Consider the following 15,295-nt stretch of genomic DNA (forward strand, 5'->3'; position numbering starts at 1 on the left):
GCGCCGTAAAGGCGCGCACAGGCGGCAGAGCGGGCTGAGGTGCGAGCATTCAGAGCAAGCGGCGGGCGATCCGCCTTGCGGCCCGGATTGGATTGCCGCTGCGCAGGCCGTATGCGCGCTGTATGGCGCAAATGCAACCTATGAGAAAAGCGAGGTGACGACGGGCATGGCCCTTTCTGTAAGCAAGGCGACGCCGGCCGATTGGCTGCGGCTCAAGCGCGAGCTGCTGGAGGCCGCACCGGGACTGGGCATCGACAAGCTGGGCTTTGCATCGGCGGAGCCGTTCGACGAGCTGAAGCAGATTCTGCTGGCGCACCGGGCGAAGGGCTATGAATCCGGCTTCGAGGAGCCGGACATCGACAAGCGCGTCGATCCTGCGCTTAGCCTTGAGGCCCCGGCTTCGCTGATCGCCATAGCCGTTGCGTACCCGTCGAAGCTGGCCGATCCGCCGCGCTCGGTGCCGGGCGCTTATCGCGGGATCATCTCGCGCTCGTCGTGGGGCCAGGACTACCATGACGTCCTGCGCGACCGGCTTGCCAAACTGGAGGCCTTTCTGGCCGAACGGGTCGACGACGCGCGCGTGTTAAGCATGGTAGACACCGGCGTGCTGGTGGATCGCGCCGTCGCCGAGCGGGCCGGGATCGGCTGGAGCGGCAAAAACTGCGCAATCATCACACCGGAGTTTGGCTCCTGGGTTTATCTGGGTGAAATCATTACAAATCTGCCTTTTCCTGCCGATACATCTATTATGGATCAGTGCGGAGATTGCACACTGTGCATAGACGCCTGCCCGACCGGCGCGCTCGTTGGTCCCGGGCAGCTCAATGCCGGACGCTGCATCTCGTTCATTACCCAGACGAAGGGCTATATCGAGGACGAAATGAAGCTCAAAATCGGCAACCGCTTGTACGGGTGCGATACCTGCCAAATCGTCTGTCCGAAAAACCGCGGCAAAAACTGGACGCATCAGCCCGAGCTGACGCCCGATCCCGAGAAGGTCAAGCCGCTTTTGCTGCCGCTGCTTACGATGAACAATCGCGAGTTCAAAGAGCGTTATGGGCAAATAGCGGCATCCTGGCGCGGTAAAAAGCCGATTCAGCGCAATGCAATCATTGCGCTCGGCAACTTCCGCGACCGCTCGGCGGTCCCGGCGCTGGCCGAGCTGCTGCGGGATGATCCGCGCCCGGAAATCCGCGCGACGGCCGCTTGGGCGCTGGGCCGCATCGGCGGCGAGGAAGCGTCGGCAGTGATCGCCGAAGCGCTGGGCAGCGAAAGCGAGCCGCGCGTCCGCGACAATCTGGAGCGGGCGGCGGCGGTCGTGAACGAGCGGGCGTTTCCCTTAGAGGAGGAGCAAAGATGAACGAGCCGCATACGCTTTATTATCGGGAAATCGCTTCTCCGATTGGCCCGCTGGTGCTGGAAGCCGACAACGGCCGCTTGTGCGGCGTCGAATTCGGCGCGGCGGAGGCGAATCTGCCGCGCATGGAGGCATGGGCCGACCGCTGGCTCGGCCCCCACGTCTGGACGCCGCAGCCCGCAGGAGCGCCGGCTGTGCCGGAAGCCGCGGTGCTCGATGCGGCGGCCGGGCAGCTGGCCGAATATTTCCGCGGCGAGCGGACGCGCTTTGAGGTGCCGCTGGTGCTGCACGGCACCGACTTCCAAAAGCGCGTCTGGCTGGCGCTGTGCGAGGTCGGCTACGGCCGGACCGCCTCGTACAAGCAAATCGCCGAAGCGCTTGGCGATGCGAAGGCGGTCCGCGCCGTCGGCGGCGCCAACAATCGCAACCCGATTGCGATTATCGTACCTTGCCACCGGGTGATTGGCGCCAACGGTGCGCTGGTAGGCTTTGGCGGCGGACTCGATATCAAGATCAAGCTGCTGGACCTGGAGGCTTATGGAGGCTCGGCAGCAGGCGGGCTTTTCTGATCAGAAATCAACGCGTTGGAGTGATCGTTAATGATATATGTTCACGTAGATTCCGTAGAGCCGGGCCAATATCTGGGGAGAACGATTTTCTCCAGCAACGGCGCTGTGCTGTTGTCCGAAGGCGTGCAGCTGACCGTTTTTATGATTACGACGCTGCGGCGCATCGGGGTCACGATGCTCTACATCAAAGACCCGAACATGGCGGACGTGGAAATTCCCGAGGTTATTTCCGAGGAAACGAAGCGCGCTGTAATGAAGCAGATGGGCGACACGTTTGATTCGATCCGCTCCGGCAAGGAGTTCAATACGCGTTCGATCAGCGTGAGCATCGATCAATTGCTGGAAGACGTCATGAAAAACAAGGACGTGCTCGTTCAGCTTTCCGATATCCGCACAAAGGATAACGAGATGTACGTGCATGCGACGAACGTCTGCATGATGTCGGCGCTGATCGGGATCAATATGGGGCTGACGCCGGTGCAGCTCAAGGAGCTGGCGATTGGAGCGCTGCTGCACGATATCGGCAAAATCGAAAATATTTGCGACGACACCTGCGGCGATTTGAAAAAGCACCATACGTGGCGCGGCTTCGAGGTGATCAAAAACAAACGCGAATACAGCTTGCTCATCGCACATGTGGCGTTCCAGCATCATGAGACGATGGACGGCACCGGCATACCCCGCGGTCTGAACGGCGATCAGATTCATCTCTATGCCAAAATCGTCGCTGTCGCCAACATGTACGACAACCTGCTGTTCGATCTGTCGCAAGGTCGCCGGATGCTGCCGCACGAAGCGTGCGAGCATATGATGGCTTTGGCCGGCACGGGGCTTGATCACGACGTGTTGGTCCATTTTCTCAAGTCGGTATCGGTTTATCCGACGGGTGCATCGGTAAAGCTGTCCACGCGGGAAACCGGCGTGGTCGTCGGACAGCATCGCGGGCTGCCGGGCCGTCCGATCGTCCGCGTCGTCAAGCAGGACGGCGACGACAAACAGCTGGAAATCAAGGAAATCGATCTGGCCAAGCATACGACCGTTTTTATCGAGCAGGTGCTGCTGTAGGGCCGATTGCCGATTTGTACAGGCGGTGCAGAAAATGCTATGATGGAACAGTCGCAATGCAAGCAAAACTATTCACGGCAAGCGGGGGGAAAGAGTCATGTGGAGTTATATCATCCCGATTATTACCTTGATCGTCGGCTTGGTCGGCGGTTTTTTCATCGGGGTCTTCTATTTGCGCAAGCAGCTGGAGAAAATGCAAAGCAACCCGGAGATGCTGCAGCAAATGGCCAAGCAAATGGGCTACAATTTGAACAAGCAGCAATTGAATAAAGCGCAAACGATGATGAAAAACCAAAAATGGAAAAAATAGCTCCAGAGCGTTCTGGAGCGCACGCAGCGGCACAACGTTCGGTATGAGTAGGACAGACCAGTACTTGCTAGGGGTGGGCTCGTTCATGACGAACAATAAAGACAAAATTATGGAAGCGGCGATGGGCCTGTTCCATGACCTTGGCTTTCAGGCAACCGGAGTGGAGGAGATTTTGTCCAGCAGCGGCGTCTGTAAAAGCAATTTTTATTATCATTTTAAAAGCAAGGAAGAGCTTGGCGTCAAGGTCATTGAGCGTATGGTACAGCAAATGCGGCGCACGCTGCTGGAGCCCAGTCTCGATAATGTGGAGCTGACGCCGGCGCGACGCATCGAGCGGCTGTTTGAGCAGATGCTCGAATTTTGCGAGGAGCACGGCTTGCGCAAGGGCTGTTTTTTCGGCAATTTATCGTTGGAGCTGAGCGGGCGGTTTGAGGAGCTGCGTAAGCCGCTAAGCTGTTTTTTTACCGAATTGGAGGACAAGCTGACGCGCACGCTGGACGAGGGCTTGCGCCGCGGCGAGCTGACGCTGGGCGGACTTGAGCCGGCCGAGCTGGCTTTGCCGCTCGTATCGCTGCTTCAGGGCGGCGTGCTGCTTGCCAAAACACATCGAGACAGCAAGGCGCTGCGCGATAGCATCCGCCTGCTGCAAGTCTGGATCGGAGAGGGAAGAGGAGTGAGTTATGGCCGCTAGAGAATATAAAAACTCCAGAGTCGCAGAGAACCGGGAGCAGATTGAACAGCATGTGCGGGAGATTTTGCGGCTGATTGGCGAAGACGTCGATCGGGAAGGCCTGCTGGATACGCCGGCGCGCGTGACGCGGATGTACGAGGAGATTTTTGCCGGATACGATGCCGATGTCCGCGAGGTGCTGGGCGTTACGTTTGATGAAAAGCACGAAGAGTTGGTTATCATAAAAGATATTATGTATTTCAGCCAATGCGAGCATCACATGGCTCCGTTCTTCGGCAAGATTCACGTCGGTTATGTGCCGAGCGGCAAGGTTGCTGGATTGAGCAAATTCGCCCGGCTTGTCGATGCGGTAACGCGCAGACTGCAGGTGCAGGAGCGCATTACGTCGGAGCTGGCCGACATTCTTGAGGATGTGCTGAAGCCGCACGGCGTCATGGTGGTCGTAGAGGGCGAGCACATGTGCATGTGCGCCCGCGGCGTCAAGAAATACGGCAGCAAAACGGTCACCTCGGCTGTGCGCGGCACGTTTGCCCGAGATGCGGCGCAACGCGCCGAGTTTCTGTCGCTGCTGCGGCAGGACTAGCAGGACCTGCAAGGCAAGGCGGTACGAGCGCATGCCGTGCTTGATGGCCTGCTCACGGTTTTACAGAGACCCATCCAGAATATTCTGGATGGTTTTTTATTTGAACGAGCCGCCCGCCGCTCCGGGTTTGGCCGCTTGTTGCCGCTTTGGCAGTTATAGTATCCTGTTTATGACATACGCTGTAGATAAGAGCGTTACAGCGTCGCCTGCAGCGGGCGTAAGGCTGGTGAGGCAGGCAGAGCAGGCAGGGCAGGCAGAGCAGGCAGGGCAGGCAGGGCAGGCAGGGCAGGGCAGGAAAGGCAGGCAAGGCAGGCAGGGCAGGCAAGGCAGGAAGGGCAGGCAAGGCAGGCAGAGCAGGCGGGGCAGGCAAGGCAGGCAGGGCAGACAAGGCAGGCAAGGCAGGCAGGGCAGGCAGAGCAGGCAGAGCAGGCAAGGCAGGCAAGGCAGGGCAGGGCAGGCGGGGCAGGCAAGGCAGGCAGGGCAGGCAAGACCAAGGCAGACGGCGCGGTCTGCTGCGTATGCATGGCGGAGGATTTTCACATAACATCAACGGCCCGCGGGGCCATAAGAGGAGCGGCTATATATGGAAGATTTGAGAAAGTGGCGACCCGGCGAAGCGGCTTCCTCCAAGTTCAGCGAAGATCGGGACGAGTTTGAAAAAGATTATGCGCGGCTGATCCAGTCGCCGGCTTTTCGCCGGCTGCAGGGCAAGTCGCAGGTGTTTGGCGCCGGGTCCGGCGATTATTACCGCACGCGGCTGACGCATTCGCTGGAGGTGGCGCAAATCGCCAGAGAGGTGGCGAAGCGGCTGGGACGGACGAATCCTTTTTTGCAGCTGAAGGAGCATCCCGGGCTGGTCATCGACCCGACGGTGGTCGAATGCGCGTCGCTGGCCCATGATTTCGGTCATCCGCCGTTTGGGCATAAGGGCGAAGAGGTGCTGAACCAATTGCTGCTCAGCGAGCATGGCTTGAAATATGAAGGGAATGCGCAAAATTTTCGCATCCTGATGTTTTTGGAGAAGCGGGCGGGCAGCCAGAGTGGGTTGGACTTGACGGCAGCGGTGCTGCTGGGCATTAATAAGTACCCGTTCCTGCTGGAAGAGGAAGGGCGCTTGAAGGGAGCTTATGCTTCGGAATGGGCGGACTTGAAGGAGCTGCGCGAGATGTGGGACATGCCGGACGGCTGCTCGACGCTGGAGGCGCAGCTGATGGATCTGTGCGACGACATCGCGTATTCCACGCACGATATCGAGGATGGCATTCGCGCCGGTAAAATCCAGATGAATGCGACTTTTTTTGAAAATCAGCGGCTGATTCGTCATCTGGTACTGGAAATCATCAACGATCCAAACAATAAAAAATGGGGCTGGGAGCAAGTCGACATCGAGCAGACGGTGCGGCGCGTGCTTGCCGCGTATCTGGAGCAGTGGGAGCGGATTTTCCGCGAATGCAACCGCGAGGAGTCGCGTACCCGCCGGGAGATGAAGGCGCGCTGGGTCAGCTTGTTTGCGCACGGTCTGGATATCGTGGACGATCCGGTCAAGGGCTGGAAGAAGGTCACGTTTGTCAAGGACGGCGCCGAGGATCTGGATCTGCTGCGGACGATGGAGGTTTTGAAAAAGCTCGCTTGGGTGACGCTGATCAAGGATTTTCGCGTGCAGCGGCTGCAGAAGCGCAGCGAAATTATTGTGGAAAGCTTGTGGCACAGCTTTCGCGATCCCGACAAGGGGCAGTGGATTCTGCCGCCTGACTGGATGGACAGCTATGAGCTGCATAAGGCGCGCTGGAGCTGGCCGCGTTTTATCGCCGACTATATTTCGGGAATGACTGACGCTTATGCGGAAAAGGTGTACGCCGAGCTGTTCGCCAGCAAATCCGGCTCGATTTACGAGATGGATTAGCGCGTTTGCGGCGCTGTGGTCTGCGACGCCCGTGGTGACGGCGGCTCCGGCCTTCAAGTGGCGGGACGGACCGGGAAGGCTGGAGCCGGGGAGGTGCATTGGCCGTCGGGTGGAGCCAGGGAGGTGCATTGGCCGCCGGGTGGAGCCGGGAAAACGCCTTGGCGGCGCGTCCGTCCGGTCCGGCGGAGAATGCCGGCCGGACGAGTAGCGGCGTGAGCGGCGAGCGGATTCCCGCTCAGAGGGCTGGCCACTGCAGCTTGCGGGCCGCTTCGAAGCGCCGGCTGACGTAGGGCCAGTCGACGAAACGCCACCAGGCTTCGATGTAGGGGGCGCGGTCCGGGCCGTATTTCAGGTAATAGGCGTGTTCGCTCAGATCCAGCGGCAGCAGCGGGACGGCTCCCCAGTCAGGGGACAGCTGGGCGGTATGAACGATTTCAAGGCGGCGGCGGTGCGCGTTCCAGATCAGGAGCGCCCAGCCGCCGTTTTTTAGTTGATTGACGCGAGCGGTGAATTGCTGCTGGAACTGCTCGAAGCCGCCGAACGTCCGGCCTAGCTCTTGCGCGAGCGGACCGCCAGACAGCGAAGCTCTGCCCGGACGCAAGGTGTGCCAGAGCAGGCTGTGTAGCGCATGCTCGGCGCTATAAGCGGCGCACTCGCGTTCCCGTTGCAGAATAAGCGCCATACTGCTTGTGCGCTGAGCTTCGGCGAGCTGGTGCAGGGCGTGATTTAGCGCCTCTACGACGCTGCGGTGCAGGACGTCGTGGTGCAGCCGTAGCGTCGCTTCGTCGAGGAAGGGCTCCAGCGCGTCATACGCGTAGGATAGGGGCGGCAGGCTATGATAAGCGGCCGGGCTTGCATCGGGGCTGTCCGGCGCTGTGACGGCTTCTGCGGGCATCGGTGCCCACAGCGACGGCGGACCGGCCAGCGGCGCCTGCGGCTCTGGCGCGGTCCCGTGCGCCGGCTCGCCGGGTGCAGCGGCGGTTGACGGGCTGATTGCCGCCAGTGCAGCCAGCCAGCTGCCTTCGCCGGTAGCGCTGGCGGCAAGCTCCGCGGCCGGGATGCGGCCAGCGTGGCGGCTCGGCGCGTGGGCGGGCAGGTGGTCCGAGGCGGAGGCTGAGTGGCTGACTGTGGTGGGGACAGGCGGGCTGTCCGGCGCGCCGGTTGATTGGCGGACTGTGGTGGGAGCAGGCGGGCTGTCCGGCGCGCCGGTTGAGTGGCAGGCTGTGGTGGGAACTGGCGGGCTGTCCGGCGCGGCGGCTGAGTGGCAGACTGTGGTAGGGGCAGGCGGGCTGTCCGGCGCGGAGGCTGAGTGGCAGACTGTGGTGGGGGCAGGCAGGCTGTCCGTTGCGGCGGCTGAGTGGCAGACTGTGGTAGGGGCAGGCGGGCTGTCCGGCGCGCCGGTTGATTGGCGGACTGTGGTGGGGGCAGGCGGGCTGTCCGGCGCGGCGGCTGAGTGGCAGGCTGTGGTGGGAACTGGCGGGCTGTCCGTTGCGTGGGCACGGGCGTTGCCTGATGCAAGGTCCGCAGCGTCGCGTGGAGCACTGTCTCGCGTGAGGCCCGGGGCGTGGGTTGGCGCGAGTCTCGACACGCTGCCCTCAGCGTGGGCATGGGCGCTTCCCGGCGCGAGGCCCGCTGAGCTGCGTGGAGCGCTATCCCGGGCGCTTTCCGGGCAGGCGGCTGGCAGGCTGCCCGGCGCGAGGCCCGCCGTTCCGGCAGCGGGCGCGCGCCCCGGCCCTGCCGCCGCTGCGCCGGGCGGCGGGGCCCAAGCTGCCTCGGAGACGCCGCAGGCGCCGAGGCAGCGGGCTGACTCGCGCTTCAGGTGCGCGAGTATGCTTTGCGCGGCCGGGTCCGCGCCGTGGGCTGCCTGCAGAGCACGCAGGCAGCCCGCGTACGCGCGCGATTGAGCCGCGCATAGCTGAAGCAGGCGCTCGACCTGCGCCTGCACCAGAGCAGCGCCGCGTGGCCCCGCGGCGTCGGCCCAGCGCCGCCATTCGCCGGCGCAACGCGCAAGGCCGGCGAAGGCGGTCGCCCAGCCTTGCAGCGCATCCGCCTCCGGCGGCGTAAGCGGCAGTACGGCGCGGGCCAGCAGCGCCTGATCATTTTCCCGCCATTTATGAATATAAATTTCTTCCAAAAACCGCAACTGCGCGCCGTATTCGCTCTGCATCCGAACGCCTCCCGTATTCGTAACGTTTCTTTCAATATATTCGCGCGGACGAGCGGCTATGTGAGCGCAAAAAAAAGGGTCCCCACAAAAGGGGACCGAGCTATATAGGGAGGAGGAAGGAATACCGATAGTCAAGGCTTGGCGGCAGCAGTCAGCTCCTGCAAAAAACCAAGCGTGCGGTTCACATACGTTTGCGGCTCGGCGCGGTACAGCAGTTCGTGCTGCGCGTTTGGCAAAATCCACAGCTGCGTAGCCGCAGAACCGTGCTGCTTGCCGTAAATCTCTTCAATCATCTCATACGGCGCTTTGTTGTCATCCGTACCGTGAATGAAGAAGAGCGGCATTTGATACGACGTGTTCATCACCTTTTGGTAGGGCACCTGCTGGAGACTGACTCCGTTGAGCAACGGATAGAACAGGCGAACCAGCGGAAGAGAAGGGAACTTGGGCAGATTCACATACTGCCGCATATTATGGTAGAGGGTGTCCGGATTCAGCAAAAAGGTGCTGTCCAGGATCATGCCCGAAATCTCTTTGTCGCTTTGCAAAGCCGCTTGCAGCGCCGTGCCGGCGCCCATTGAAAATCCCCACACGAAGATCGGTCCCGACGACATCTGCTTGGCAAAATCCACAGCCCCGAGCAGCTCCTGCGATTCCTGCACGCCTCCGGTCACAATGCGCTCTCCGCCCGGCTGAACATAGCCGTAATCGAACATCAGCACGTTATAGCCCTGCATATGCAGCTCGCGCGCCAGATTGTACAGCGGAACCCACAGCTCCTCGCGATTGCCGCCGTAGCCGTGCGAGAAAATGACGGTTTTGTCGGAGCTGCCCGGAACGTACCAGCCGTTCAGATGCGAAGTCCCGTTGCGGCTCGGAAACGTGATGTTGTCGTAGGGCAACCCGACGGCCGACATCGGATCGGCATGGAGCGGATCGATATGCGGACGCGCCAGCGTCCAAGCAATATAAGCGTGAAAGGAAAGCGTCATACTCGTAAACAGCACCAACAGCGAAAGCAACGCCGTGTAGAGGTACTTTTTGCGCGATTTGCGTCGGACGAGCGGATAAGAAGCCGTTTGCTCCAAAGGGGGGTGGAGCGCTCCCGTGGTAACAGATGTGGTGGACATGGCGGGTCCCTCCTTGAAGACGGTGCGGGTGAAATCGGCTGATGCAAGAGGAGAGAGGAAAATTGCGGCAATTCGGCGAAATTTTCAGATAATTAATCTCCGTACTTTTATAGTAAGCTGGATGCGCTTTCAAGTCAATTGAAGTACACAATTGTAAGAGGGCTGTAATCGTTCTGTAACACAAAACAAATTATGCCAAAAAGCTGCCGCAAAGGGGCGCGGCTCACTGTCCGGCTTGGCGTTTGCCGGTGGTTGCGGGCTAATCTTCCGGGCGAAACGGATCGGGATTTGCCCTGTCTATCGGCGCTGCCGCGTTGCGTTAGTTGAACTTACCGCGATGGGAAAAGCCGCTGCAGGCTGGCAGGAAAGCCATCGCCAAGCTGGTAAGCGAGCCCGTGCAAGAGTCGGCGACTTGCGATTTTCGGCTTTACGGCTACCGGCGCATTCGGTATACTGAAGATAGTCAGTTTCATATAGTGAAACCAACGAACGAAAGCGGTGGAGCCGATTGGAAGACTCAAAATTAACGGTCCGCGCTGTAGAGCGCGCTTTGGATATTTTGTTATGTTTTACCGATGCTGCCGAGCTGAGCTTGACGGAAATCGCCGGCCGTGCCGAGCTGCATAAAAGTACAGTACACCGGCTGCTCGCTTCGCTGGAGGGCAAGGGCTTCGTCATGCGCGATGCGGCCACGGATAAATACCGGCTGGGCTATCGACTCTGGGAGTTGTCGGCCAATTTGTCCCAAGAGGGCGATCCGAGCGTGCTGCTGCTGCCGGAGATGGAACGGCTACGCGATCAACTGGGCGAGACGATCTCGCTGTATGTGCAGGACGGGCTGGAGCGCGTGCGCATTCAGGCTGTGCAGAGCAACCACGCGATCCGACGGGTCGCGCCGGTTGGCGCGCGCATGCCGCTTTATGTAGGCGCGTCCAGCAAGGTGCTGGTCGCGTTCGCCGATCCGGCGCTGGCCGAGCGGCTGCTGGCGACCAGCGTCTGGCCGGCTGCGCTCGATGGCGAGTCGTTCCGCCAGCAGCTCGCGGAAACGCGTCGGCTCGGCTACGCGACGAGCGTCGAGGAGCGCGAGCCGGGCGCAGCCGCTGTGGCTGCGCCGATTGTCGCGCGCGGCGGACGATGGGTCGCCGCGCTGGCCGTATCAGGTCCAGCTAACCGGCTGACGCTGGACCTGATGCAAGAGCAAGCGCCGCTGATCATGGAAGCGGCGCGGCGCATGGGCACGATGCTGCGTTAAGCGGCATCGTGTTTTTTTGAGGCTGCCTGGCTTTGCAGCAGCCTTGTTCGGGCGGCTGCCCCGCGCCGCCATGCCTGCCCGCGAAACTCCCTCGCACGCAATCACCCCGCGCCGCTGCGTCTTCGCGCTCTACCCGCTCGTACCCCGTCTTGGACGGCCTTCCAGCCCGTGCACCGCGCCTCCACCGATCTTGGCCCGGCTCTAACGGTTGGGCGTTCCGCCCTACGGTCATACTAGGAGAGTGAAGGCACAACAAAGGGGGCACACCGTCATGCGCAAAGCGGCATCCATGCTGGCGATTTGGATCAGTCTGGTCAGCAATATCGTTCTGACAGCGCTCAAAATCGCCGTCGGCCTGCTGTTTCACAGCCAGGTGCTGGTCGCCGACGGCATTCACAACGCGGGAGACGTTATCGCCACAGCCACCGCGTACAGCTCGATGCGCGTATCGGCGAAGCCCGCCGATGCAGAGCATCCCTACGGCCACGGGAAAGCAGAGGTGCTTGGCGCGCTGATTGTCGCGATCATTCTCGGCGCTGCCGCCCTCTACATGGGCTATCACGCCGTTCACGCCTTGTTCGAGCCGCCGTCTGCGGCCCATCTGCTGGCCTTTGTCGCCGCGGTCGTCTCGCTCGTCTGGAAGCAGGCGCTGTTCGTCTATACGGTGCGCGCCGCCCGCGCTGCCAACAGCAAGGGGCTGCTTGCTACGGCTTACGACCATCTGGCCGATGTGTATGCGTCGATTGCCGCTTCCATCGGCATCGGTCTGGCCCTGCTCGGAGACCGCTACGGCGTGGGCTTGCTCGCCTACGGCGATCCGGTGGCCGGGCTGATCGTGTCGGCGCTCGTGCTGAAGCTGGCTTATGGCATGGGGCGCGAAGCGTTCGAGGTGCTGATGGAAAAAAGCGTCGAGCCGGCCCGCATGGCGCAATACGCCGCGCTCATCCGCACGGTGCCCGAGGTGAAGCGCATCGATCGGCTGCGCGCGCGCGAGCACGGCCACTACATTCTCGTAGACGCCCGGGTGGGCGTACCCGGCACGCTGACGATTCAGGAGGGGCATGACATCAGCCGCACGATCAAGCGGACGATCATGGAAGCAAGCGGCGACGTGGATGAGGTGCTGGTCCATTTGAATCCGTGGTATGAGCAGGAAACGGGCAACCGGTCGGAGGAATCGGCGGAGCTTTGAACGCCGCGGCACCGCCAATGATGCCAAAAAAAGCGTCTGGATGCTGCCTAAGGGCAGGTCCAGACGCTTTTTGCATGCCGGATTCCAGGGAATCGGCGGATTAGTTTTTCTCGGCGATGATTTGGCGCAGAACGGTTTGCAGGATACCGCCATTGCGATAGTAGTCCACATCGACCATGCTGTCCAGACGAACAAGCGCCTGGAAGTCGAACGAGCTACCGTCTTCGCGCGTAGCGGTTACTGTTACCGTTTGACCTGGCTGAACTTCGTTGCTCAGACCTGTGATGTCAAACGTCTCGCGGCCCGTAATGCCAAGCGATTTCCAGCTGTGGCCTTCGGTGAATTGCAGCGGCAGAACGCCCATGCCGACGAGGTTGCTGCGGTGAATCCGCTCGAAGCTTTCGGCGATAACGGCTTTGACGCCCAGCAGGAACGTGCCTTTGGCCGCCCAGTCGCGGGAGCTGCCTGTGCCGTATTCTTTGCCGGCGATGACGACGAGGTTTTGACCTTGGTCTTGATATTGCATCGAAGCGTCATAGATCGACATGACTTCGCCGGTAGGCAGGTAAGTCGTAACGCCGCCTTCGGTGCCTGGAGCAACCTGGTTGCGGATACGGATGTTGGCGAACGTGCCGCGCATCATAACTTCGTGGTTGCCGCGGCGGGAGCCGTACGAGTTGAAGTCTTCTTTTTTCACGCCATGCTCGATCAGATACGTACCCGCAGGGCTGTCGACCTTGATGTTGCCGGCCGGGGAGATGTGGTCCGTTGTGACCGAATCGCCCATGAGCGCCAGCGTTTTTGCGCCGCGGATGTCCTTGATGTCGTCCAGCACCGTACCGAGGTCGGTGAAGAACGGAGGCTCTTGAATGTAAGTCGAGTTTTTGTCGAACTCGTACAGATCGCCTTCCGGAACTTCGATGGCGTTAAAGCGCTCGTTGGCGCGGAATACGTTGCTGTATTTGTCGCGGAACATTTGCGCGTTGATCGCTGTGCCCAGCGCTTCCTGAATTTCCTGGTTCGTAGGCCAGATGTCCTTCAGGTAGACCGGCTGGTTGCTTTGATCGTAGCCGATCGGTTCATTGGCCAGATCGATGTTGACCGTGCCTGCGAGCGCGTAAGCGACGACCAGCGGCGGCGAAGCCAGATAGTTGGCTTTGACCTGCGCATGCACGCGACCTTCAAAGTTCCGGTTACCGGAAAGCACGGCAGCAACCGTCATATCGTTGTCGGCAATCGTTTTGCTGACTTCGTCAGGCAGCGGACCGGAATTGCCGATACAAGTGGCGCAGCCATAGCCGGCCACGTGGAAGCCCAGCGCCTCGAGCGGCTCGAGCAATCCGGCTTTCGTCAGATACTCGGTGACGACGAGGGAGCCCGGCGTGAGGGAGCTTTTTACGTAAGCAGGCTTTCTCAGACCGCGAGCGACTGCTTTTTTGGCTACGAGTCCGGCGCCGAGCATAACGCTTGGGTTGGACGTATTCGTACAGGACGTAATCGCTGCGATGACGACAGCGCCCGTGCCCATTTTGACCGTTTCGCCATTGGCATACTCCACGTTGTTGACTTCGGCGATTTTCTCTTCGGAGAGGCCGTAGCCGCCTTTGTCGATTGGCGTGCGGATGATCGAGTTGAACGCTTCTTTCATGTTGGTCAGCTCAACGCGGTCTTGCGGACGTTTCGGACCGGCAAGGCTTGGCACCACGGCGCCGAGATCAAGCTCGATCACGTCGGTGAACACAGGGTCAGGCGTGCTGTCTGTGCGGTACATGCCTTGCGCTTTATAGTAAGCTTCGACGAGCGCGATTTGCTCTTCGTCGCGGCCAGTGCTTCTCAGGTAGTTCAGCGTTTCATGGTCAACCGGGAAGAAACCAACTGTTGCGCCATATTCAGGAGCCATGTTGGCTACTGTCGCACGGTCAGCCAGCGAGATGTTGCTCAGGCCAGGGCCGTAGAACTCGACGAATTTGCCGACAACGCCTTTTTTACGCAGCATTTGCGTAACCGTCAGCGCAAGGTCGGTCGCTGTAGCGCCTTCGGCCAGATTGCCGGTCAGCTTGAAGCCGATGACTTCCGGAGCGACGAAATAAAGCGGTTGGCCGAGCATGCCGGCTTCCGCCTCAATGCCGCCTACGCCCCAGCCGACAACGCCAAGACCGTTGATCATCGTTGTATGGGAGTCGGTGCCGACGAGGGAATCCGGGTACACGACGGTTTCGCCGTCAATGGTTCTCGTTGCGGCCACGGATGCCAGATATTCAAGGTTTACCTGATGCACGATGCCGGTTGATGGAGGTACGGCGCGGAAATTGTCGAAGGCCGTTTGCGCCCAACGCAGGAAACGGTAGCGCTCCTCGTTGCGTTCAAACTCCAGATTGATGTTGATGTCCAGCGCGTCCGGGGAACCGAAAGCGTCAACCATAACGGAGTGGTCGATGACGAGGTCGACCGGCACGAGCGGGTTGATCCGTTTCGGATCTCCGCCTTCGCGGGCCATCGTCGCGCGCATAGCTGCCAGATCGACGACAACCGGAACGCCGGTGAAGTCCTGCAGCACGATGCGGGCAGGGATGAACGGAATTTCTTTGTTATCGTCGCGGCCGTTGGCCCAGCCGGCGATTTGCTTGACGTGCTCGCTGGTGATCGCTCTGCCGTCGAATTGACGGACAGCGGCTTCGAGTAGCACCTTAATGGAGAACGGCAGGTTACTGATGGTGCCGTTGCCTTGGCTTTCGAAATCGGGCAGGCTGTAGTACTGATACTCTTTGTTTCCGACGCTAAGCTGCTTGCGAACGGAAAACGCGTCCTTTTGAGACATGAACAATTCCTCCTTGAATGCAATCTGCTTCTTCTCGATTAGTTTCATCTAATGAAACTCAATTTCAAAAAATCCTCACCTTTAAGTATAGCGGTTTGACCAGTCGCCGTAAAGGATTAATTGCGCTTATAGTCCTACAAATTTACTGCTCGCCTGCCTGAAAGCGCCGGCAGCGTCCCGTAGTAGAGTTTCCTAAAATCGCGTTATTACAAGCGGCAATCATGTTTGCCGGATTTTTCTCATATATTGGAATCAATT

The 15,295-nt window shown here is 60.2% G+C and carries 12 protein-coding genes; 9 read left to right on the plus strand and 3 right to left on the minus strand.

Annotated features, from left to right (window positions below):
* Nucleotides 1–166 precede the first annotated feature (166 nt).
* The 7 genes from queG to B5M42_RS07790 all read left to right on the plus strand — a co-directional run bounded on the left by queG (nucleotide 167) and on the right by B5M42_RS07790 (nucleotide 6,478).
* Complete coding sequence (gene queG / locus B5M42_RS07760; protein WP_134752670.1) at nucleotides 167–1,360, plus strand: tRNA epoxyqueuosine(34) reductase QueG; 1,194 nt, start codon at nucleotides 167–169, stop codon at nucleotides 1,358–1,360.
* On the plus strand, nucleotides 1,357–1,926 hold the full coding sequence (locus B5M42_RS07765; protein ID WP_134752672.1) for a methylated-DNA--[protein]-cysteine S-methyltransferase: 570 nt from the start codon (nucleotides 1,357–1,359) through the stop codon (nucleotides 1,924–1,926). The genes queG and B5M42_RS07765 overlap by 4 nt, the downstream gene beginning before the upstream one ends.
* 30 nt (nucleotides 1,927–1,956) lie before the next feature.
* On the plus strand, nucleotides 1,957–2,991 hold the full coding sequence (locus B5M42_RS07770; protein WP_134752674.1) for an HD-GYP domain-containing protein: 1,035 nt from the start codon (nucleotides 1,957–1,959) through the stop codon (nucleotides 2,989–2,991).
* A 97-nt stretch (nucleotides 2,992–3,088) separates the two neighbouring features.
* Nucleotides 3,089–3,301 (plus strand): YneF family protein, encoded by a 213-nt coding sequence (locus tag B5M42_RS07775; protein WP_134752676.1) that lies wholly within the window; start codon nucleotides 3,089–3,091, stop codon nucleotides 3,299–3,301.
* 85 nt (nucleotides 3,302–3,386) lie between these two features.
* A complete protein-coding gene (locus tag B5M42_RS07780; protein ID WP_134752678.1) occupies nucleotides 3,387–3,992 on the plus strand; it encodes a TetR/AcrR family transcriptional regulator in 606 nt (201 codons plus the stop codon).
* Complete coding sequence (gene folE, locus B5M42_RS07785; RefSeq protein WP_134752680.1) at nucleotides 3,982–4,575, plus strand: GTP cyclohydrolase I FolE; 594 nt, start codon at nucleotides 3,982–3,984, stop codon at nucleotides 4,573–4,575. The genes B5M42_RS07780 and folE overlap by 11 nt, the downstream gene beginning before the upstream one ends.
* Nucleotides 4,576–5,158: 583 nt before the next feature.
* The gene (locus B5M42_RS07790; protein WP_134757820.1) at nucleotides 5,159–6,478 is read left to right on the plus strand and encodes a deoxyguanosinetriphosphate triphosphohydrolase family protein; all 1,320 of its coding nucleotides are present in this window, start codon (nucleotides 5,159–5,161) and stop codon (nucleotides 6,476–6,478) included.
* Between the two features lie 235 nt (nucleotides 6,479–6,713).
* Here B5M42_RS07790 and B5M42_RS07795 read toward each other — a convergent pair whose 3' ends face one another.
* The gene (locus B5M42_RS07795) at nucleotides 6,714–8,645 is read right to left on the minus strand and encodes a superoxide dismutase (RefSeq protein WP_230632794.1); all 1,932 of its coding nucleotides are present in this window, start codon (nucleotides 8,643–8,645) and stop codon (nucleotides 6,714–6,716) included.
* A gap of 131 nt (nucleotides 8,646–8,776) precedes the next feature.
* Nucleotides 8,777–9,775 carry an alpha/beta hydrolase gene (locus B5M42_RS07800; RefSeq protein ID WP_134755444.1) on the minus strand — a complete coding sequence of 333 codons (999 nt, stop codon included), beginning with the start codon at nucleotides 9,773–9,775 and terminating at the stop codon, nucleotides 8,777–8,779.
* Between the two features lie 508 nt (nucleotides 9,776–10,283).
* Between B5M42_RS07800 and B5M42_RS07805 the strand changes: the two genes are divergently transcribed.
* Both B5M42_RS07805 and B5M42_RS07810 read left to right on the plus strand, forming a co-directional pair.
* On the plus strand, nucleotides 10,284–11,027 hold the full coding sequence (locus B5M42_RS07805) for an IclR family transcriptional regulator (RefSeq protein WP_134755446.1): 744 nt from the start codon (nucleotides 10,284–10,286) through the stop codon (nucleotides 11,025–11,027).
* 271 nt (nucleotides 11,028–11,298) lie between these two features.
* Nucleotides 11,299–12,219 carry a cation diffusion facilitator family transporter gene (locus B5M42_RS07810; protein ID WP_134755448.1) on the plus strand — a complete coding sequence of 307 codons (921 nt, stop codon included), beginning with the start codon at nucleotides 11,299–11,301 and terminating at the stop codon, nucleotides 12,217–12,219.
* 100 nt (nucleotides 12,220–12,319) lie between these two features.
* Here the strand turns inward: B5M42_RS07810 and acnA are convergent, their stop codons facing one another.
* Nucleotides 12,320–15,037, minus strand: a complete 2,718-nt coding sequence (gene acnA, locus B5M42_RS07815; RefSeq protein WP_134755450.1) for an aconitate hydratase AcnA — start codon at nucleotides 15,035–15,037, stop codon at nucleotides 12,320–12,322.
* Nucleotides 15,038–15,295: the final 258 nt, after the last annotated feature.

It is taken from the genome of Paenibacillus athensensis (assembly GCF_004514475.2).
Classification (GTDB): Bacteria; Bacillota; Bacilli; order Paenibacillales; family NBRC-103111; genus Paenibacillus_AL; species Paenibacillus_AL athensensis.

Coding starts and splice junctions, on each gene's coding strand:
- queG (WP_134752670.1), top strand. CDS start 167: ATGGCCCTTTCTGTAAGCAAGGCGACGCCGGCCGATTGGCTGCGGCTC.
- B5M42_RS07765 (WP_134752672.1), top strand. CDS start 1,357: ATGAACGAGCCGCATACGCTTTATTATCGGGAAATCGCTTCTCCGATT.
- B5M42_RS07770 (WP_134752674.1), top strand. CDS start 1,957: ATGATATATGTTCACGTAGATTCCGTAGAGCCGGGCCAATATCTGGGG.
- B5M42_RS07775 (WP_134752676.1), top strand. CDS start 3,089: ATGTGGAGTTATATCATCCCGATTATTACCTTGATCGTCGGCTTGGTC.
- B5M42_RS07780 (WP_134752678.1), top strand. CDS start 3,387: ATGACGAACAATAAAGACAAAATTATGGAAGCGGCGATGGGCCTGTTC.
- folE (WP_134752680.1), top strand. CDS start 3,982: ATGGCCGCTAGAGAATATAAAAACTCCAGAGTCGCAGAGAACCGGGAG.
- B5M42_RS07790 (WP_134757820.1), top strand. CDS start 5,159: ATGGAAGATTTGAGAAAGTGGCGACCCGGCGAAGCGGCTTCCTCCAAG.
- B5M42_RS07795 (WP_230632794.1), bottom strand. CDS start 8,645: ATGCAGAGCGAATACGGCGCGCAGTTGCGGTTTTTGGAAGAAATTTAT.
- B5M42_RS07800 (WP_134755444.1), bottom strand. CDS start 9,775: ATGTCCACCACATCTGTTACCACGGGAGCGCTCCACCCCCCTTTGGAG.
- B5M42_RS07810 (WP_134755448.1), top strand. CDS start 11,299: ATGCGCAAAGCGGCATCCATGCTGGCGATTTGGATCAGTCTGGTCAGC.
- acnA (WP_134755450.1), bottom strand. CDS start 15,037: ATGTCTCAAAAGGACGCGTTTTCCGTTCGCAAGCAGCTTAGCGTCGGA.